20 protein-coding genes and 1 other RNA gene are annotated in these 19,024 nt (G+C 39.6%); 5 read left to right on the top strand and 16 right to left on the bottom strand.

Features of this window, described 5'->3' with window-relative positions:
* Position 1 precedes the first annotated feature (1 nt).
* Entirely contained in the window at positions 2 to 388 is a 387-nt protein-coding gene (gene apaG / locus E4S40_RS11490; RefSeq protein WP_135074144.1) for a Co2+/Mg2+ efflux protein ApaG, read from the bottom strand.
* A 64-nt stretch (positions 389 to 452) separates the two neighbouring features.
* On the opposite strand from apaG, the gene ung reads away from it, so the two are divergent.
* Positions 453 to 1,115 (top strand): uracil-DNA glycosylase, encoded by a 663-nt coding sequence (gene ung / locus E4S40_RS11485; RefSeq protein WP_135074142.1) that lies wholly within the window; start codon positions 453 to 455, stop codon positions 1,113 to 1,115.
* Between the two features lie 35 nt (positions 1,116 to 1,150).
* Here ung and lepB read toward each other — a convergent pair whose 3' ends face one another.
* The 7 genes from lepB to E4S40_RS11450 form a co-directional block, all read right to left on the bottom strand.
* Positions 1,151 to 2,227 (bottom strand): signal peptidase I, encoded by a 1,077-nt coding sequence (gene lepB / locus E4S40_RS11480; RefSeq protein ID WP_135074140.1) that lies wholly within the window; start codon positions 2,225 to 2,227, stop codon positions 1,151 to 1,153.
* A gap of 11 nt (positions 2,228 to 2,238) precedes the next feature.
* Complete coding sequence (dapB, locus tag E4S40_RS11475; protein WP_135074138.1) at positions 2,239 to 2,961, bottom strand: 4-hydroxy-tetrahydrodipicolinate reductase; 723 nt, start codon at positions 2,959 to 2,961, stop codon at positions 2,239 to 2,241.
* Positions 2,962 to 3,450, bottom strand: coding sequence for a DUF5683 domain-containing protein (locus E4S40_RS11470; protein WP_237563184.1), 489 nt, complete (start codon positions 3,448 to 3,450; stop codon positions 2,962 to 2,964). It abuts the gene before it with no gap.
* Between the two features lie 122 nt (positions 3,451 to 3,572).
* Positions 3,573 to 4,484: a ParB/RepB/Spo0J family partition protein gene (locus E4S40_RS11465; protein ID WP_135074136.1), complete on the bottom strand. Its 912-nt coding sequence runs from the start codon at positions 4,482 to 4,484 to the stop codon at positions 3,573 to 3,575.
* Positions 4,477 to 5,268 (bottom strand): ParA family protein, encoded by a 792-nt coding sequence (locus tag E4S40_RS11460; protein WP_135074134.1) that lies wholly within the window; start codon positions 5,266 to 5,268, stop codon positions 4,477 to 4,479. The genes E4S40_RS11465 and E4S40_RS11460 overlap by 8 nt, the downstream gene beginning before the upstream one ends.
* Before the next feature lie 289 nt (positions 5,269 to 5,557).
* Positions 5,558 to 7,357 (bottom strand): membrane protein insertase YidC, encoded by a 1,800-nt coding sequence (gene yidC, locus E4S40_RS11455; protein WP_135074132.1) that lies wholly within the window; start codon positions 7,355 to 7,357, stop codon positions 5,558 to 5,560.
* A 30-nt stretch (positions 7,358 to 7,387) separates the two neighbouring features.
* On the bottom strand, positions 7,388 to 9,007 hold the full coding sequence (locus E4S40_RS11450) for a CTP synthase (protein ID WP_135074129.1): 1,620 nt from the start codon (positions 9,005 to 9,007) through the stop codon (positions 7,388 to 7,390).
* 505 nt (positions 9,008 to 9,512) lie between these two features.
* Here E4S40_RS11450 and E4S40_RS11445 point away from each other — a divergent pair.
* The 4 genes from E4S40_RS11445 (at position 9,513) to E4S40_RS11430 (ending at position 12,785) form a co-directional block, all read left to right on the top strand.
* Positions 9,513 to 9,914, top strand: coding sequence for a hypothetical protein (locus E4S40_RS11445; protein ID WP_135074127.1), 402 nt, complete (start codon positions 9,513 to 9,515; stop codon positions 9,912 to 9,914).
* A gap of 253 nt (positions 9,915 to 10,167) precedes the next feature.
* Positions 10,168 to 10,638 carry a hypothetical protein gene (locus E4S40_RS11440; RefSeq protein WP_135074125.1) on the top strand — a complete coding sequence of 157 codons (471 nt, stop codon included), beginning with the start codon at positions 10,168 to 10,170 and terminating at the stop codon, positions 10,636 to 10,638.
* On the top strand, positions 10,635 to 12,056 hold the full coding sequence (locus tag E4S40_RS11435) for a CCA tRNA nucleotidyltransferase (RefSeq protein WP_135074123.1): 1,422 nt from the start codon (positions 10,635 to 10,637) through the stop codon (positions 12,054 to 12,056). Before E4S40_RS11440 ends, E4S40_RS11435 begins: the two co-directional genes overlap by 4 nt.
* Positions 12,057 to 12,077: 21 nt before the next feature.
* Positions 12,078 to 12,785 carry a tetratricopeptide repeat protein gene (locus tag E4S40_RS11430; RefSeq protein ID WP_135074121.1) on the top strand — a complete coding sequence of 236 codons (708 nt, stop codon included), beginning with the start codon at positions 12,078 to 12,080 and terminating at the stop codon, positions 12,783 to 12,785.
* Positions 12,786 to 13,161: 376 nt separating this feature from the next.
* On the opposite strand, the gene E4S40_RS11425 is transcribed toward E4S40_RS11430, so the two are convergent.
* The 8 genes from E4S40_RS11425 to E4S40_RS11390 form a co-directional block, all read right to left on the bottom strand.
* Positions 13,162 to 14,388 (bottom strand): S8 family peptidase, encoded by a 1,227-nt coding sequence (locus E4S40_RS11425; protein ID WP_237563183.1) that lies wholly within the window; start codon positions 14,386 to 14,388, stop codon positions 13,162 to 13,164.
* A gap of 174 nt (positions 14,389 to 14,562) precedes the next feature.
* Positions 14,563 to 15,942: a S41 family peptidase gene (locus E4S40_RS11420; protein WP_135074119.1), complete on the bottom strand. Its 1,380-nt coding sequence runs from the start codon at positions 15,940 to 15,942 to the stop codon at positions 14,563 to 14,565.
* Between the two features lie 63 nt (positions 15,943 to 16,005).
* On the bottom strand, positions 16,006 to 16,716 hold the full coding sequence (locus E4S40_RS11415; protein WP_135074117.1) for a cell division ATP-binding protein FtsE: 711 nt from the start codon (positions 16,714 to 16,716) through the stop codon (positions 16,006 to 16,008).
* Between the two features lies 1 nt (position 16,717).
* Positions 16,718 to 16,921, bottom strand: a complete 204-nt coding sequence (locus E4S40_RS11410) for a fructose-6-phosphate aldolase (RefSeq protein WP_135074115.1) — start codon at positions 16,919 to 16,921, stop codon at positions 16,718 to 16,720.
* 52 nt (positions 16,922 to 16,973) lie between these two features.
* Entirely contained in the window at positions 16,974 to 17,633 is a 660-nt protein-coding gene (gene fsa / locus E4S40_RS11405) for a fructose-6-phosphate aldolase (RefSeq protein ID WP_135074113.1), read from the bottom strand.
* A 106-nt stretch (positions 17,634 to 17,739) separates the two neighbouring features.
* Positions 17,740 to 17,828, bottom strand: an RNA gene (gene ffs, locus E4S40_RS11400) — signal recognition particle sRNA small type.
* A 103-nt stretch (positions 17,829 to 17,931) separates the two neighbouring features.
* Positions 17,932 to 18,363, bottom strand: a complete 432-nt coding sequence (locus E4S40_RS11395) for a VOC family protein (protein WP_135074111.1) — start codon at positions 18,361 to 18,363, stop codon at positions 17,932 to 17,934.
* Between the two features lie 37 nt (positions 18,364 to 18,400).
* Positions 18,401 to 18,988 (bottom strand): hypothetical protein, encoded by a 588-nt coding sequence (locus tag E4S40_RS11390; RefSeq protein WP_135074109.1) that lies wholly within the window; start codon positions 18,986 to 18,988, stop codon positions 18,401 to 18,403.
* Positions 18,989 to 19,024 lie beyond the last annotated feature (36 nt).

The following is a 19,024-nucleotide window of genomic DNA, read 5'->3' as shown; positions in this document are numbered from 1 at the left end:
ATTAATTATGAAAAATATTGGCGATCATTTGAAATTCGGGTACTACCACTTCAAATTCTTTTTCGTTGTAAACTTTTTGCATGGTGTACCATCCTTTCATTTTACCCAGACCTGAACGGAGGTTGCAACCTGAAACGTAACTATGGCTTTGACCTGGTTCTAGGGTAGGTTGCTGTCCGACAACGCCATCTCCTTCGACGATTTTGCGGGTTTCAGCTGCGTCAGAAATTTCCCATCTTCGCCTTAACAATTGTACGGTAATATCACTTCTATTATGAATAGTTACCTTGTAAGTAAAAACATAATGATGCTGAAGAGGACTGGAAAATTCGGCTTGATAAGTGACTTCCACACTGACTTCAATGCCTTCTGTGATAGCTGTTACCATTGAAAGAATAATTTAAAAGTTTACAAATATAAGACGAACTATTTGAATATCAATTAATTTACCTATGGATGTAAGAATTGAAGAATCTTGGGGTGCTGTTTTGAGTGAAGTTTTTGATAAACAGTATTTCAAAGATTTAGTAGCATTTGTGAAGTCTGAATATAAAACCCAAACCATCTATCCTCCTGGAAAACTAATTTTTAATGCCTTTGATCAATGTCCACTAGATCAAGTGAAGGTGGTCATCTTAGGACAGGATCCATACCATGGTCCAGGTCAAGCTCATGGGCTTTCGTTTTCTGTTCGTCCAGGTGTTCCTTTTCCACCGAGTTTATTGAATATTTTCAAAGAAATCAAATCAGACTTAGGCATAGATATGCCGCCAAATGGGGACTTGACCCGTTGGGCAAAGCAAGGAGTTTTCCTTCTCAACGCTACCTTGACAGTACGAAATGGGCAGGCAGGGTCCCATCAAAAACGCGGTTGGGAGGAGTTTACCGATTCGGTTATACATACGATCAGTGAAAAACGATCTCATGTGGTTTTTTTGCTTTGGGGAGCCTATGCAGGGAAAAAGGCCGAATTGATAGATGAGAAAAAGCATTTGATTTTGAAAGCTCCTCATCCAAGTCCTTTGTCCGCTCATAGAGGTTTTTTTGGTTGTAAGCATTTTTCCAAAGCGAATGCTTACCTCGAAAGCAAAGACATTGAACCCATTAAATGGTAAGTCTTTTTATGAAAAAAAGCCCCGAGGGGCTTTTTTTAACTGATTCCTTTGAAAATTCTATTCCATCGAATCTTGCCAAAGAAGGATTCGAATTCATCCAGCGAAAGCCATAAGAACCAAGCTTTTCCCACTACATGATCTTCAGGGACAAAACCCCAATAGCGGGAATCCAAAGAATCATGTCTATTGTCTCCCATCATGAAATAGTAATCCTGCTTGAAGGTATAGCTATCAACTTTTTGACCATCAATAAACAGCTGACCGTCGCGAATATCAACTTGATCATGTCCTTCATAATTTTGAATAGTGGTGCCATATCGAAGAACATTGTCTTCGTTCATTTCTATGGTTACACCTTTGCCAGGAATTGTGAGTGGTCCGTATTGATCTCGATTCCAACCTAATGTCAATCCATCTGGGAAAATTCCATTTTCACCTCTAGGGCCCATGATTCGTTTTCTAACTTCGGTGACTACCGGTGATTCTTTTAGCCGATCGATTACCAAATCAGTGGCATAAACTATATATCCCGACCCATCCGGGAATGCCATGAAACTTGCTGGGTTGATACCATAGTCAGTAAAAAAATCTGCGTTTAGCATTCGGTTTGTCATGACATCATAGGAATACTGCATTTCCTCGGGCTTCATAGCGGCTTCACCATTCACATAGAGGTCCCCATTCTTGATTTCAATTACGTCTCCAGGAACTCCAACTGCTCGTTTGATATAATTGGTTTTTAAATCATTGGGGAATTGAAATTCAACTGGGTAATTGAAAACTACCACATCATTTCTTTTGACATGGGTAAACCCAGGTAATCGATAGTAGGGGAGTTGGATGGCATCTGAGTAAGATGGGATATCAGTTCCCCAAATCTTTTGATGGGTCAAAGGAACCTGAAGCGGGGTTTTCGGGATCCGAGTACCATAATGCATTTTGCTCACAAAAAGGAAATCCCCTACCAAAAGCGATTTCTCCATGGATGCTGTTGGGATGGTAAAAGGCTCCAATAAAAGCCAGCGAATCAAACTCGCTGCTACAACTGCAAAAACTAAGGCGTCAATCCATTCTCTAGCGGCTGACTTTTTCTTTTTAGGACTTGTACTCATGTTTTTATTTTTCAGAATGAAAGAAAGTCATTCATCGTTAAAACTCCTTTTTTTCCAGGTAGCCACTCAGCCACCAAAACTGCGCCAAGAGCAAATCCTTGTCTGCTATGTGCAGTATGAGAAATTTCAATATCGTCTATTTCAGATTGATAACGAATAATATGGGTTCCGGGAGCAGGATCTATCCGCTTGGAGCTTATAGGGATGCTTTGTCCATTTTCGGACGCTTGATCGGACAGGTGCCACGCAGTAAACGCCTGCTGGTTTTTGATGATTCCTTCTGCCAATGTAATAGCTGTTCCTGAAGGAGCATCTTTTTTTGCTGTATGATGAATCTCTTCGATACTGACCTCATATCCAGATACCTCATTCATCAACTTAGCCAAATATTCATTCACTTTGAAGAATACATTGACACCGATACTGAAATTGGAAGCATAGAAGAAACCAGTTTGTTTTTCCTCGGCGAGTTGGTCCATTTGAGGTTTTTGATCCAGCCAGCCGGTAGTTCCTGATACAACAGGAATTCCATGATTTAAACACCAGGAAATATTCGAAACTGCTGCCTCAGGTTGACTGAATTCAATGGCAACATCAATGGGCTTTGGATCAATAGAATCCAAAAGTTCTCTGTTATTCTCGTCGATTTTTAGAAGGATTTGATGACCTCGGGATTCGGCGATTTCGCCAATGATTTTCCCCATTTTGCCATATCCCAATAAAATGATATTCATTTATTTAAAATTCAGTTTGAAACTTATACCCATCTGTTGGTTTTGGGCTGTAAAATTGTCGATTGATGGTTCAATAGACAAACTTAATTCATCTGTAATGTCAAATCCCGATAAATGAGCGTCCACATTCGCGTCGATAATATTCAAAGCATAGATCACTCCAAGTAGCAAGATGGTCAGATCTCTATTTCTCCGCCAATAATCAACATTTCTCACCAAGGCATCCCGATTTAGGGTTGGGAATCCGTTTGGTTCTCCTTCATCAAAAGCAAATAGGGCTTCTCGGAAAACCTGATAGCGCCGATTGTTGAAATTGATGAAATAAATATCCGCCATGAAGCCTGCATAGATGATGGGGACTTTCCAAGCTTTTCCATTATACACTTGGCCAGCTCCTGGAAGCATTGCAGATAGAAGAGAAGCTTTTCGTGGGTTTTTAGGTAGGGAGGAATAATCCGGTTTTTCTTTCTTTTGTTTTCTTATTTCCACTTTTGTGGTATCCTGCTGGGCAAAGGAACTAATCGGATTTAGACACAAAAAAAAAGAAAACCCCACTAATACCGATAGGGTCTTTAAGAATTGAGAGTTATGCTTTGATAACTGTTCCAAAATCAAATGATTTCGAGTATTTCGAGAATTCTATTTAGATCTGAGGCTGAATGAAAAGGAATTTTGATTTCACCTCGATTTTTAGTGTCTGATTTTAAAGAAACTTTGGTTCCAAAATGGGATGCAAGTCGCTGCTGTAACTTGTTCAACTCGTATTTTTTTACCGGGTCTAATTCTGGTTTTTCCTTTTTCGCTCCTTTTCCTTCATTCAATGCCTTAACCAGAGCTTCTACTTTTCGTACGCTAAGCTCTTCTTCTACAGCCTTTTTGAATATAGCCAATTGCTTATCAATGTCCTCTACGTTAATCAGAGCACGAGCATGTCCCATGGAAATCTGCTGATCGCGAATAGCAGCCTGAATGGATGGAGGAAGCTTAAGCAATCGAAGGTAATTGTTTACAGTAGTTCGGTTTTTCCCAACCCGATCTCCTAGCTCCTCTTGCTTTAGATCACACTCAGCTAGCAAACGTTGATAGGAATGCGCAATTTCAAGTGCATTGAGATTTTCTCGCTGAATATTTTCAATGAGTGCCATTTCCAGCATTTGCTGGTCATTAGCTGTTCGAACATAGGCAGGAATTTTATCTAATCCAGCCAGTTTAGAGGCTTGAAATCTTCGTTCTCCAGAAATTAACTGATACTCGTTCTGATCAAGCTTTCGGACGGTAATAGGTTGGATGATTCCCTGAACTTTAATTGATTCAGCAAGCTCTTCTAATGCCTCCTTGTCAAAATGTGTCCTTGGCTGAAATGGATTGACTTGAATAGAATCGATAGAAATTTCAAAAATTCCGGTTTTTTGAACCTCAGGAAGAATTTCTTCCGAATTGGTTTTTGCAGGGCTATCCTGAAGTAAAGCTCCAAGCCCTCGCCCTAAGGCACTTTTTTTTCTATTTGGTTTATTATCAGCCATGAGTTTCTGTTACTTTTTTAAGCCCGTTTTTCTCGGCAATCTCATTAGCCAAATTCAGGTAGGCAATCGCTCCTTTCCCTTCTGCGTCAAAAGCGATAGCAGGTAGGCCAAAACTTGGAGCCTCTCCCAATCGGACATTTCTTGGGATTATGGTTTCAAAAACCATGTTTTTGAAATGCATCCGGACTTCATCAACTACTTGGTTGGAAAGTTTAAGACGAACATCATACATGGTCAAAAGTATGCCTTCTATTTCCAAATTAGTATTTAACCTCGTTTGGATGATTTTAATGGTATTCAAAAGTTTACCTAAGCCTTCCAAAGCGAAATATTCACACTGAACTGGAATGATCACAGAATCGGCAGCTGTGAGGGCATTGATTGTGATCAAACCCAAAGAAGGGGAACAATCAATAATGATGAAGTCGTAGCGATCGCGAACTGAAGCGATTACTCCCTTCATCTTTTCCTCCCGATTCTCCATGTTGATCATTTCGACCTCTGCACCAACCAAGTCAATGTGTGAAGGCACTAAATCCAAAAATTCGATTTCGGTTTTAATGATGATCTCTTCTACTGGGATACCATCCACCATGCATTCATAAATACTTGTATTGATGGATTTTGGGTCTTGGCCTAATCCCGAAGTAGTATTGGCTTGAGGGTCGGCATCAATCACCAGGGTTTTATATTCTAGGACTGCCAAACTTGCAGCGAGGTTCATCGCGGTTGTTGTTTTTCCAACTCCACCTTTTTGATTGGCGATTGCAATGATTTTTCCCATGGTTATGATCGAAATTTAAAACTCAATATTAATCAAAATCCGCACGCTATCGAGCGATTTGCTCCCTTTTTTTACAAGCCTTTTCCCCTGAAATAAATCTATTTTTAAGATGTTTTTATTTCAGGTTTACAGTTAAAGTACTTAAAAGTCAATAGGTTAGGTTGATACTCGATGATGTTATACTTAACTGTTAAAGTTTGTTGTCTCCTGTAGCTATCTTCTTAATTGGTCAGGCTATGTCAGATAAGTTTTCTTATGGCCACAAAAAAAGGGCCTAAAGCCCTTTCTTTTATTTTTTTCGATTTGCATCTGCAGCTTTCATTGCCTCTTCCAGTCGTTGTTGGAATTTCGACTTTTTCTTATTTGCATTCTTGACTTTATTCTCTTCCACTTTTTGGCGAATCTTTTGATCATCCACGGAAAGCTTGATTAAAGCCTGCTGACCAAAGGTCACGACGTTAGAAACGAAGTAGTAAAAGCTCAATCCTGCAGGATATGAGTTCAAAATGAACATGAACATCACCGGCATAATATATCCTAGGTTTTTCATAGGACCCGTAGCCGTGGTCAATTGATTGTTGAAATGGGTATAGATGATTTGAGATACTGTCATCAAAAGCGTGAATAAACTCACGTGTGAACCATAGAAGGGAATGGTAAATGGCAATTTGATGAATTCGTCGTAAGTCGAAAGGTCTGTAGCCCAAAGGAAAGATTCCTGCCGAAGTTCTATTGCATTCGGGAAAAAGAAGAACATGGCAAACAAGAATGGCATTTGAAGAAGCAAAGGAAGACATCCAGAGATAGGACTTACTCCCAATTGAGAGAAAAGCTTCATTTGCTCTTGCTGCATTTTGGTAGGGTCATCCCCGTATTTCTCCTTTAGCTCATCAATTTCTGGCTTGATTACCCGCATTTTTGCCATCCCGATGTAGGACTTATAGGTAAGCGGGGATAGTGCCAATTTGATAATCAAAACAATAAGGATGATAATTACCCCGTAGTTGTTGAAGTACTTCTCTAAGAAGGAGAAAAGGTTAACAATGATGTATTTGTTTACCCAGCTGACGAAGAAGTATCCCATGTCCACATTCTTCTCAAATCCCTCAGTAACGCTTTTTAGTACTTTGTACTTGTCGGGGCCAAAGTAGAATTGGTAATCTGCTTTTCCGTCATTGATCGGGATGTCCAATTGTGCTTCCATATTTCGCACAAATAGGCTATCCGTAGGAGTGCTTTGAGCTAAGGTTACATTATCGAAGGCTTGATCGGCAATAATACCGGCAGTAAAAAACCGCTGACTAAAACCAATCCATTTTACAGGCTCCTCGGGAACATTGGTTTCTAGAGATTCCCCAACACCTAAATTATCATAGGAACCACCTTCAGTGTAGAAATTAATCTGAGTTTTTCTTCTGGATTCTGCAAGGTCTCGCTCATGTGCTCGAGCCTGATCTTTCCAGTCTAAAGAGATGGTGTTTTGAGTAAATACTCCCTGAAAACGATTGATTTCAAAGCTCTTTTTAACCTGATAAGACTCTGACTCTAAACTAAATTGATGAATCAGTGATCCGCTTTCAGTTTCGGCTTTTAAGGTCAAAAGAGTTACTTCTTTTCCTTCTTCTGTCGTTTCAGAAGTCACTTCTGGAGTGAAGTAAAAATCTTCGATCTGTACAGGGCCTCGAGTGGTATTCAAGGTATTCACCATGGATGAAGAAACATCATCCAATAGAGCTAAATCCTTACCTTCCCAGTCTTTGTATTCTTTGAGGATTACATTTTTAATGCTTGCACCCTTGGTGGAAATATCCAAGCGAATCAGCTCATTCTCTAAGGTAATTAACTCTTCCTCGCCTTGTGTCAATGGAGCTAAGACTCCATATTTTTCAATTTTTTCTTGAGAAAGCGTATCAGAACCTGATTCCTCCATTGGAATTTGATCCATCGTGGGTTCTTCCACTGAACTTACAAGTTCATTGGTAGATACTTCCTCTTCTGGCTGCACTTCTGGGCCACTCGCGAAAAAGATGGAGTAAATAAGAATGACCGCTGCAAATAAAATCAGCCCAGTTGCTTGATTTCTATCCATAATAATTGGTTCCCGAAAATCGGGGTTCGTTTACTTTACTTTTTTGTTTTCAATCGCCGCTTGAATAAACTTCACAAATAGCGGCTGCGGATTGAGTGCTGTACTTTTATATTCGGGATGAAATTGAACGCCGACAAACCATGGATGGTTTTTGATTTCGACAATTTCTACCAAACCAGTCTCTGGATTTTTACCTGTGGCAATCATTCCGGCTGCTTCTACTTGATCCAGATATCTATTATTAAACTCGTAGCGATGACGGTGTCTTTCCTGAATTTTTTTGCTGCCATAGGCCAAGTGAGACTTGCTTCCTCTTTTGAGTTCGCAAGTATACGCACCTAATCGCATTGTTCCGCCCATTTGCTCAATTTGCTTTTGCTCTTCCATCAAATCAATGATAGGATGAGAGGTGTAGGGATCCATTTCGGTACTGTTGGCATTTTCAAGTTCCAATACATTTCTTGCAAACTCAATCACAGCCACCTGCATCCCCAGACAGATTCCGAAGAATGGGATTTTCTTTTCTCGAGCATAGCGGACAGTCTCGATTTTTCCTTCAAAACCACGTTCTCCAAAACCTGGAGCAACCAAAATTCCATCCAAATCCCGAAGCTTGGATTCGTAGTTGTCTGAATTGATTTCCTCAGAGGAAATCAATTTGAGATTAACATGGCATTCTACCGCTGCACCTGCATGGGTAAATGCTTCAATGATGGATTTATAAGAATCCGGTAGCGAAACATATTTACCGATCAGACCAATATTAACTTCTTGGGTCGGATTTTTCAATTTTCCTAAGAAGTCTTTCCAGTCTTCCAAATCAGTATTTTGCTTGGAAGAAAGCTTCAATTTTGAAAGTACCCGCTCATCAAGCTTTTCTTTTTTCATCAAAAGAGGAACGTCATAAATAGTATCTGCATCCATTGCTTCGATGACACTATTAAGCTGAACGTTACAAAAAAGAGCGAGCTTTTTCTTCACCTCCGGAGGAAGGTGATATTCCGTACGGCAAACCAAAATATCAGGCTGAATACCTGCTTCTAATAATTGCTTTACAGAATGTTGGGTAGGTTTTGTTTTTAATTCTTTTGCAGCCTTGAGGTATGGAATCAAAGTCAAGTGAATTACTAGGAAGTTGTTAGGACCTAAATCCCAGCGTGCTTGACGAACTGCCTCAATGAAAGGTAAGGATTCAATATCCCCCACACATCCTCCAATTTCGGTAATTACAACATCATACTTTCCTTCTTGACCTAGTTTGTAGAAATTGGACTTGATCTCATCCGTAATATGAGGGATTACCTGGACGGTTTTTCCTAAATATTCTCCCTTACGCTCCTTGGTGATGACATTGTTATAAATCCTACCGGTAGTTACATTGTTGCTTTGGGAGGTGGTGATATTCAAGAAACGCTCATAATGACCCAGGTCGAGGTCCGTTTCAGCTCCATCATCGGTCACATAGCATTCCCCGTGCTCATAAGGATTAAGGGTCCCTGGGTCTATATTTAGATAGGGGTCAAATTTCTGAATCGTTACAGAAAAGCCTCTTGCTTGAAGCAATTTGCCTAAGGATGCTGCAATGATTCCTTTTCCTAGGGAAGAAGTAACTCCTCCTGTGATGAAGATGTATTTGGTGGATGAGGCCATAAGAATGAGCTGAGAAGTGGGTTTGGTCTTGAATTCTTATGGGGTTCAAAATTAAGGAAATTATCTGATTTAGGAGAGAAGGTGACTTTTTTCTCCCAGAATTTTTTCAAAGAAGGGATTGTTCAAATTCCTATCTGATATGAAATTGTTTTAGTTTTTATACAGGGAAAAATATTTAAAATCATAAATAGAGGTCTATAGAAAATATGAAAGAGAATACTGTCTACTGCAGATAAATAAGGGACTCATTTTTAATAAAAAGAAATAAAAAACTTTGGTATAGAAAAGGCTCGCTTTTAAAAATCTTCCTATATAAAATCACTAGTTTGAATCATTTTCGCTCATCAGAGAATTATGATTTTTCTCTCGAAAAATGTTGGTTAAAGTTTTGATATAGATTGAGTTTTATTTTAATGATATTATTTGGTTAATTTTTCTTGTGTATTGTATTTTGTTCTAATATAAATAATATATTGCACCTTGTTTCAACTTTAAACATATTGTTATGAGAGAATTAATAAAAGAGGCAATTGCTGATTTGAAAAAAAATGATGGCTTTGTCTATGTGACTTCTGATGGGAAAAGAATTGATCTTCATGAAGCAGCTGCTAGAGGAATTGCGGTAACACCTGTTAATCCTAAAGATGATGTAATTAAGAAATTGGAAAATGCAGGTTTGTTTTTAACTGATGGAAGATTTGTAAATGATCTAAATGAATTGATCGGATTGATTACCGGTCAGTCATCCGGAAAGTCTTCCAAAAGAAGAACTTTTTCAGATTCTGAAAAAAGCAAAATTTTAGAAGAGTGGAAGAAAGTTGAAGCTGCAGGAAAGAAAACAAAAGCTGCCTTCGCAAGAGAGGTAGGTATTGGTTATCAGACTTTTATCAATTGGCTGAGAGGTTGATTTCGAGAAATTTAGAGTGAAAAGGCGGTTTTAAACTGCCTTTTTTATTTTCTAGATATGCTAGCATATTGTTTAAATAGGTAGGGTTTTTATTTGACCTTATATATAAATATTTAAAGATAGAATACTCATTTTGTTTAAATACTATGGTGGAACTTTAAGTGCTAAAAACTTAAATAGCTTGGGGAGAAATTACTGTTAATGAACCTTGCTCTCGGATATCTGATTATTTTTGTGCAAAAATTGATAGAAATTGGATCAACGAGCAATTGTAGGAGCACTTCAGCGTCAGGGACAGGTTCAAATTAAGGAAGGAAACGGAAAAGTTCTCAGGCTTCTCAAATTGAACTCATGGACTCCTGAAATGGGAAACGATTGGATTTTTTTACTTTTCGATCTTTTTCAAATTCGATCCATTTCAGGTCAATTTTCTGAAGTTTCGTTGGATATTGTTGAGTTTGCATCCAAACCAACCATTTATCATACAAGCCCAGGGGTTACAATTCCTGTAGCTTTAGCCAATGATGGAAAAATTAGGTTTTCGCTGATTCGGGATAAAGAATGGAATAAGTTACTTTTTCAGGCCTCTGACTTGATGCTTTGCAAAATCGTTGAAAAGGCTCCATCTGAATTTGAGACTAATCTGTTTTTCCCACTTCTCAGCCCAAATCTCAAGGAAATGTATCTTAGTCCCGAAGGGGATGTTAAAATCATCAAAGGATGAACTTCAAAGAAAAATTGAATCAAAATCCAATTTTTGAAAAAGTAGCCGCTGCCGGACAATCGCTTGGACTAGAAACCTATGTCGTGGGTGGCTATGTGCGGGATTTGTTGATGGGAAGAGAAAGCAAGGATATTGATTTTACCTGTGTGGGAAGCGGGATTGAGTTGGCTGAGGAAGTTGCTAAATCCTTTGATTTTCATGTTCCACTCTCGGTTTTTAAGAATTTCGGAACTGCCATGCTAAAAATGGAGGACTATGAACTGGAATTTGTAGGAGCTAGGAAAGAGTCTTATCGATCTCACAGCAGAAAGCCAATTGTGGAGGATGGAACCTTGATGGAAGATTTGGAGCGAAGAGATTTTACCATCAATGCCATGGCGATTTCTCTCAACGCAGATAATTATGGTGAGCTGTTAGACCCGTTTGAAGGGCAAAAAGATCTCAAGCGAAAAGTGATTAAAACACCCCTCGACGCAAACGTAACCTTTTCAGATGACCCTCTGAGAATGATGCGCGCCATTAGATTTGCAGCTCAGTTGGACTTTGATATTGATCCGGATACTTTTTTCGCAATTCAAAACAATGCCTATCGGCTTAAAATTGTATCTGCGGAACGGATTATCACCGAATTAAATAAAATTGTCTTGACCAAAAAGCCCTCCTATGGCTTTAATTTGCTTTTCGCAGGGAAATTACTACATGAGTTTTTTCCTGAAATGGTGGATTTACAGGGCGTGGATACGGTAGATGACAAATCCCATAAGGATAATTTCTATCATACCCTTCAAGTTTTGGATAATGTGGCCAAAGTCAGTGATGATTTATGGCTGAGATGGGCTGCGATCCTTCATGATATCGCTAAGCCCGCTACCAAGCGATTCAATCAAAAAGCTGGCTGGACCTTCCATGGACATGAAGACAAAGGTGCTCGAATGGTCCCTGGAATTTTCAAAAGGTTGAAATTACCAATGGATGAACGAATGAAGTTTGTTCAGAAACTAGTAAGGCTTCATTTGAGACCAATTGCTTTGGTAAAAGATGAGGTGACAGATTCAGCCTTGCGAAGATTGCTTTTTGATGCCGGAGATGCGATCGATGATTTACTGAAGCTTTGCCGGGCGGATATTACTTCCAAAAACAATAAGAAGGTAAAGCGCTATTTGGAAAATTTTGATAAGGTGGAGCGAAAGCTCCAGGAAGTGGAGGAAAAGGATCAAGTTCGGAATTTTCAACCTCCGGTAAGCGGGGAAGAAATCATGGAAACTTTCGGTTTGAAACCTTCGAAAGCGGTTGGAGATATTAAAGAAGAAATTAAAGAAGCTATATTGGAGGGCAAAATCAAAAATAACCCTGAAGAGGCTCGGAAATTGATGATTGAGATTGCTGAGCGAATGGGGTTTTCACCTCTAGATAAATAATAAAATAACCTAAACTAAACCATGAAGCGATTAGTGCTGATTTTCGTGCTTGGGCTTTTTGCCAGCGCATCTTTCTCTCAAACGTCAGATTCAACTGCCCAGCTGGATCCAAAGACCAAACTATCCTTGAATATTCAAGATCAGGCTGCTTATCAATTGGCCATGCGATATAATGATCCGCAAATGGCTAAAAGTGCGTTATATCGATTGATTGTTCGAAATCCCGAAAACTTGAGATTTCAGGAACTGCTAGGAACGCTCTATTTTGAAATGGGACAGTCTACTTCTGCAGCCTTAGTTTCCTTGGATATTTTGGAAGTCAATGATCGAAGTATAGGTGCATTGGAGATTGCGGCTTACTCCTTGGAACAGTTAGGTGCGCTTGACCGGGCGCTACCCAATTATGAAAGATTATATTTGTTGACTGGTGATAATTTCAGTTTATATAAGTCTGGGTTCCTTCAGTATTCTTTAAAGCGATATGAGGAAGCTCTTAACTCTGTCAATATGCTAGTGAAAAATGCTAAACCTGATGAGAAAATTGGTTTCCCTCAATCTGAGACCGAAACTCAGGAGATAAGCATGAAGGCAGCAGCTTTAAACCTTAAAGGTATGATCTACCTAGATCAAGGTTCCAATACCGAAGCAAGAACGGCTTTTGAAGAGGCTATTGAACTTGAGCCGAACTTCCAGCTTGCAAAAGAGAATCTGCAAAAGACTCAAAATTAAAAAAGCGTTATTGGAAAATTAATTGGGGCTGTTCATTTGGACGGCCTTTTTTATATGAAAAAAATGTAAGCTAAGGTCGTGGTAATGATTGCCAAGAGGAAACTTATAAACAAAATTTTCAGATAGTTAACAGGGATTTTTATTGGATCCTTTATGTCTTTTCGCCGGAAAAAGGATTTGGGATGGGAGATTCCCTGCACAATAGCTAGAATACCTAAAAAGTAGATGGTAAGGATAAGTATGAAGCTGGCTATTTCTTCCATTTTGCGAAGGTATTCGATTTTTTCAATCTCGAAAAAATGGGAAAGATTATTAATGATTTGGTAATAAAAGAAAAGCGACCGATTTGGCCGCTTTTTTCTATTAATTGGTTTGATTACTTAACTGCAATTGTATCCGCATTTCCATCAGGGTCATTTATAGCAGTTCCTCCTGATCTTGGATTTCCAGTTAAAAGGATTCCGGCCACGTGAGGAGAAGCCATGGATGTTCCGCTAAGAGTGGCATATCCTCCTGGATAAGTAGAAAGTATACCAACACCAGGAGCCGCATAATCTACTGGTGGGTTTCCATAATTTGAGAAAGATGCAAACACATCACTGCTATTGATTGCAGACACAGTGAAAATATTATTTCCATTCGCACGGGCAGGTGATGAGTTATTAGCATCCTGACTTTCATTTCCAGCCGCTAATGCTACCTTAACTCCTTCGGCGCCGAGAGCAATTACTGCCGCATCCAATGCTGCTGATGCAGGTCCTCCTAAACTCATATTTGCTACATCGCCATTTGATCCATTAGCCGCTACAAAGTCTACTCCAGCGATTACTCCTGAGTAAGAACCAGAACCTCGGCTATCCAATACTTTAACAGGGACTACAGTCGCTCCAGCCGCTACACCTATCACACCAATGTTGTTGTCAATGGCAGCGATTGTTCCAGCTACGTGAGTTCCATGACCATTTCCGTCTGCTGAAAGGTCGGCATCCTTACCTCTGTCAAAAGCATTGAAGCCAGCTGAAACATCCACGTTCAAATCAGGATGGGTGGCATCGATTCCTGAATCAATGACATAGGCTTTTCCACTTCCTGTGTAAGTTGCACCTCCATTGACTCTGGTAATTCCGTATGGAGTAGCTTGAGTGGGGTTGCCTCCTCCACCGCCACCGCCTGGCTTACCTCTGAATGCATCAATTTCACCTAACATCATGATACGATCCGGTTCGATGAATTTCACCGCAGGGTCTTTTGAAAGCTTCTCAAATTCTTCATTGGAGAGATCTACCGAGAATCCTTCAATGGAACTGCCATATACATAACCTAAGCTTGCTTCAGCAATATCATATCTTGCCAGAATATCCATGCTGATTTTTCGCATGGCCGCTTGGTTGCTGGCATAGTCTTTTGTTTTTCTAAAATTCAAATTCGTTGGGTTCAACCGAACGATGTACTTTCCAGGAATAATGTCACCATGCTGGAATTTTACATATTCCACTACAGAGTCATTGATCACTGGGTTTTGATCTTGAGGCATACAGGCAAATGCCATCGCACCAAGAACCACTCCTGCCATAGAAACAGGCTTTCGTAAGAAGTTTTTCATTTTGTAAAAGGTTGGTTGGTTAAAATAATTAGCATTCTTATCCTTAATGGATAAAATTTCTATCCTAAATTTATTCGCTTACCAAAATATTCCAAACGTTTGTCGAAAAGTAATTGAAGTATTTTTTCAATAGGTCAAAAAAAAGAGCTCCGATTTGGGAGCTCTTAGATTTTGTTATTTCATTGTTTCGATCATTCTACCTGATCGGATTTTAATATCCAGCGTACTGCCAATATCCTGTCGGTCAAGTTTTTGGAATCGACCGGATGGAGCCTCTCCGGTTATTTCTGCTATGGCAGTTCGCAGAAGTAATTCATTGACATCTCCCAATGGTCTTAGGCGTTCTGTAATCTCTCTTGCAGAAATAGCTGGTGTGAAGCCATTGGTATAGTCTGATTCATCAAGGCTATTGAAGCTTTGGGTGACGATTGGTAAAATTCCATACGTGTTTTGAGGGTTGTCTTCGTCATCAAAAGGTATTGAACCGACATTTTTTCCAGTGGTCACATCTCCAATCAAAAAGACATCCATATAGGGTCTTAGCCCATTGATAATTAATTCGGAAGCGGATGCAGTTCTGCTAGAGGTCAAAATATATACCCGATTGCCATCTAGAATATTTCCTAGATTTTCTGATTTAGTTTTAAATGGCGTCTGTACATTTTGGAAATCGTCGAATTGACTCAAGAAACTGTTGTATTTTGTTTTTGAAAAAATATCATTTTGAGTCACACTAGGAGCGATCAAGCTGGCCAAATTCACCGCAGAAGAAACAAAACCTCCTCCATTATATCGAAAATCAACAATCAAGTGATTAATGCCCTCGGCTTTGAATTTGGCAAAAATTCCATCCATCTCATTGTCATAGACTGTACTTCCATTGCCCGGCCCTGGTGCAAAGAAATGATAGATGACATAGCCGATTTTCTGGTTATTGATGGTGTAAATCGTATCAAGGAAATTCGGGTTTTCAGCAAGTTGCACAGTGTTTAACTCGAGATCTCCCTGATCCTCAAAAACCTGCGTTTCTTCATTAAAGCGTAAGTAGTTAATGGTATGAGTAGAAGAGATGTCCTCTAAAACTTCCCGATAGTTGTCAATGGTCATTTGTACTCCATTGATGGTCTGAATGATATCACCTCTCAAAAGGCCGGCTGTAGCTGCTGGACTATTTTTCTTGACATAGGTGATTTCGGCTATGACATTATCGGAGTTTTGGCTCTCTCTAAAAAGGATGAATTCATACCCTGCCTCCAAATTAATCCCATTCAAAGAATTGAGAAGTTCTTGGTAATCTGGATAAATGACCGAGAATCGATCTGTGGGGCGGTTCAAAAGGGCTTCAAAATAATCCTCCGGATCTGAAGTTTCAGCAATCGGGTTTCTCATTTCCTCCAGCCAATAGTACACCTGCTCCATGATGTCATAAATCCATTGGTTTACGGCAGCGTTTGAGCCTGGATCAACTGGCGGTTCTGGATCGTTTTTATCACAAGCAAATAGTCCAAGCAAAGCGAAGACCATGAAAAGCGGAAGTCCTTTGAATATTCTCATAAACGGGATTGTTTCATTTCTCTCAAACGCAGAAATAGGAAGGCTGTTGTGTCCTAAAGGTTTTTACCAAGAAGAACCAAAGGAGACGTCATGGGTTTGACTATCCAATAACTTTCCGTTTTCGCATTTGAGTACTCGATAGGGATATTTTCTTAATAATTCGTGATTATGAGTAGCCATGAGGATAGCTGTTCCTTTTTTGTTGATTTCTTGGAATAGCTTGAAAATCCCATCTGCGACATCGGGGTCCAAATTTCCTGTTGGTTCGTCTGCTAGAAGAATGGAAGGTTCATTCAATAAAGCTCTTGCAATCACTACCCGCTGTTGCTCGCCACCACTTAATTGATGGGGCATTTTGCTGGAAGCATTATGAAGGCCAACTTGAAGCAAGACCTCAGCCATTCGCTCTTTGATTTTTACCTTATCCTTCCAACCAGTTGCTTTCATGACGAATGCTAGGTTTTCTGCCACTGTTCGATCATTGAACAACTGGAAGTCTTGAAAAATAATCCCAAGTTTTCTTCGAAGAAAGGGGACTTCTTTGGTTTTGATTGATTTCAAATGAAACCCCGAGATCTCCACCTCTCCCGCTTTTAGAGCAAGATCCGCATACAAGGTTTTCAAAAGAGAGCTTTTTCCACTTCCGGTTTTTCCAATCAGGAAAACAAACTCATGCTGTTCGATGGAAAATGATACATCGGATAGGATAGGGTCTACGCCTTGGAAGACGGTGACATGATCTACTTTAAGAACCGGTTCTGTATTGAAGTCCATCTTATAATTCCAGTTTTTGTAATTTACCGAAGGGTAATTTTTCGATCAATTCCTGAAGTTCCTCTTCCTTGCCTTCTAGGCCAAATTTTTCAGGATTTTTCATAGGGCGATCTGCCCGAAAATAAGCTACGAGTACAAAGTTTTCATCCCGAATTTGAATATAGTCCGGAATCTTGGCTTTACCTTTTACTTTGATGATATACATGGGCTTAAAGAAAAGATGGCTTTTCTAGAAAATTAGAAAAGCCCTGATTTGTTTACTTTCCAGCTGCTTTAGCATGATCAGCCAGAAACTGTGCCAAGCCTTTGTCCGTCAATGGATGGTTTAGCAATCCTGTGATTACCTTAAGGGGACAAGTGGCTACATCTGCTCCGAGTTCTGCGCACTTAATTAGGTGCATAGTATGGCGAATGCTGGCAGCTAGTACCTCGGTAGAAAAACCATAGGTTTGATAAATGTGGACGATTTGCTCGATCAATTCAAGTCCGTCAAATGAAATATCATCCAATCTGCCAATAAAAGGAGATACGTAAGTTGCTCCCGCCTTTGCAGCTAGAATTGCCTGGCCAGCAGAGAAAATCAAAGTACAATTGGTGCGGATTCCTTCACTATGTAGGTATTTGATGGCTTTTACACCCTCTTTTATCATTGGAACTTTTACCACGATTTTTTCATCGATTTTGGCAAGTTCTTTTCCTTCCCGAATCATTCCTTCAAAATCAGTGGAAATTACTTCAGCGCTTACTTTGTCGTCTACGATGTCGCAGATGGCTTTGTAATGCGCTCGGATTTGATCCTCGCCTGTAATTCCTTCCTTTGCCATTAGAGAAGGATTGGTGGTAACCCCGTCCAATACACCCAAGTCATAGGCTTCTTGGATTTCGGCAAGGTTTGCAGTGTCAATAAAGAATTTCATGAATAAATAGTTTTGGTTGAAAGCAATGGGTAAAAGTTCCCGATGAAGCAAAGTTAAAACTTTAATCAGGATAAGGAATTGAATTTTCGAAAAGGGAGAGGACAAAAAAAGAGGCGGCATCGCACCGCTACAACCGCCTACCCTTGCTTCCTTCCGGACCTGGGGGATTCAGCAGGAGCTGGTCGTGCCGCCGGGCAGCAAAGGTAAGGCAAAATTTGCTCATTTCAATATTTTCTAAGAAAGTTTGGGGCTTTTTCAGCTTAGAGAAATAAAGCATGCTGAATGTCTTGTACTTAGATTAAGACTCGCCATGTTTTAAATCATAATTTATCATCCAACAGACCCCAAATTTATCCTGGAAGCTTCCGAAATAGGCGCCCCAGAAGGTCTTTTGGTACTCCATTTCTACACTTCCTCCGGCTGAAAGTTTCTCGAAAATCTCTGCTCCAGACTCTTTGGAATCTGCGTCTATAGATAGGTAATTGGAATTCCCCATTATAAACGGTTTACCCGTAGATGGTAGCGTGTCTGATGCTAGAATTTTGAATTGCTTATTGACATGTAAACTGACATGCATTACTCGATGAAGATCAGAATCCGGAATGTCCATTCCCGGAATTTCGCTGAAATATCGAAAACCACCATCTAGTTCACCCCCCAAAATGGATTGGTAAAATAAAATGGCTTCCTCAGCATGACCATCAAAATTTAGATAAGGAAAAATTTTCATTTCTACTGGATTTGGTATGCAATCAAGTTAAAGATTATTACTTGATTTTATCTACCCGGAAGCTTAATAATGAGATAATTATTCCAATTAATGAGGTGCTAAAAGCAAGTACTATCCAAGTAAATGAAATGGAAATGGAGACAAATTGTAACGCCAACCCTACTGTCCAAACCAAATGCCCTTTCCAGTTTCTTTCTTGCCTTTCTTTGGGTTGACTTTCACTCCTTCCTTCATTGATAATAGGAGTAAAAAAGTCTCGGTAATGCCAAATAATTAAAAAATTCAAAAAAAGTAAGCCGCCCAAAACGAATGGGGTACCTTTCCATTCCAATGAAATAGTGATCATCAGGATATTCAAAATCATGGGAATGAGCATAATGCTTCCCAAAAGTTTGTATCGGGTTGTAATTAATAAATAGCCAATGAATATTTGAGAAAGGGCAATGAACTGACCATAAAAGCCTAATTGGTATTCCTCCAACCGCTCAATCAACCAAGTAGGTCCAATCCAACCAAAGTATTGGTGATCGGCATATAGTTTGGCCATACCTGCTCCGAAAAATGTAAAGCCCAATAAGACGGCAATCAAGTTTAGAATAGTCTTTTTCGTTTTGAGAGAAAACATCGGATTTTTACAGTTAATGAATGAAATCAGATAAGG

The organism is Algoriphagus kandeliae (genome assembly GCF_004571135.1).
Lineage (GTDB): Bacteria > Bacteroidota > Bacteroidia > Cytophagales > Cyclobacteriaceae > Algoriphagus > Algoriphagus kandeliae.
Note: the sequence above shows the minus strand (reverse complement) of the source record. Positions and strands in the feature narration are given on the sequence as shown.

Bases quoted from the DNA above. Each gene is read 5' to 3' on its own strand.
- apaG (WP_135074144.1), bottom strand. From the start codon at position 388: ATGGTAACAGCTATCACAGAAGGCATTGAAGTCAGTGTGGAAGTCACT.
- ung (WP_135074142.1), top strand. From the start codon at position 453: ATGGATGTAAGAATTGAAGAATCTTGGGGTGCTGTTTTGAGTGAAGTT.
- lepB (WP_135074140.1), bottom strand. From the start codon at position 2,227: ATGAGTACAAGTCCTAAAAAGAAAAAGTCAGCCGCTAGAGAATGGATT.
- dapB (WP_135074138.1), bottom strand. From the start codon at position 2,961: ATGAATATCATTTTATTGGGATATGGCAAAATGGGGAAAATCATTGGC.
- E4S40_RS11465 (WP_135074136.1), bottom strand. From the start codon at position 4,484: ATGGCTGATAATAAACCAAATAGAAAAAAAAGTGCCTTAGGGCGAGGG.
- E4S40_RS11460 (WP_135074134.1), bottom strand. From the start codon at position 5,268: ATGGGAAAAATCATTGCAATCGCCAATCAAAAAGGTGGAGTTGGAAAA.
- yidC (WP_135074132.1), bottom strand. From the start codon at position 7,357: ATGGATAGAAATCAAGCAACTGGGCTGATTTTATTTGCAGCGGTCATT.
- E4S40_RS11450 (WP_135074129.1), bottom strand. From the start codon at position 9,007: ATGGCCTCATCCACCAAATACATCTTCATCACAGGAGGAGTTACTTCT.
- E4S40_RS11445 (WP_135074127.1), top strand. From the start codon at position 9,513: ATGAGAGAATTAATAAAAGAGGCAATTGCTGATTTGAAAAAAAATGAT.
- E4S40_RS11435 (WP_135074123.1), top strand. From the start codon at position 10,635: ATGAACTTCAAAGAAAAATTGAATCAAAATCCAATTTTTGAAAAAGTA.
- E4S40_RS11430 (WP_135074121.1), top strand. From the start codon at position 12,078: ATGAAGCGATTAGTGCTGATTTTCGTGCTTGGGCTTTTTGCCAGCGCA.
- E4S40_RS11425 (WP_237563183.1), bottom strand. From the start codon at position 14,388: ATGAAAAACTTCTTACGAAAGCCTGTTTCTATGGCAGGAGTGGTTCTT.
- E4S40_RS11420 (WP_135074119.1), bottom strand. From the start codon at position 15,942: ATGAGAATATTCAAAGGACTTCCGCTTTTCATGGTCTTCGCTTTGCTT.
- E4S40_RS11415 (WP_135074117.1), bottom strand. From the start codon at position 16,716: ATGGACTTCAATACAGAACCGGTTCTTAAAGTAGATCATGTCACCGTC.
- E4S40_RS11410 (WP_135074115.1), bottom strand. From the start codon at position 16,921: ATGTATATCATCAAAGTAAAAGGTAAAGCCAAGATTCCGGACTATATT.
- fsa (WP_135074113.1), bottom strand. From the start codon at position 17,633: ATGAAATTCTTTATTGACACTGCAAACCTTGCCGAAATCCAAGAAGCC.
- E4S40_RS11395 (WP_135074111.1), bottom strand. From the start codon at position 18,363: ATGAAAATTTTTCCTTATCTAAATTTTGATGGTCATGCTGAGGAAGCC.
- E4S40_RS11390 (WP_135074109.1), bottom strand. From the start codon at position 18,988: ATGTTTTCTCTCAAAACGAAAAAGACTATTCTAAACTTGATTGCCGTC.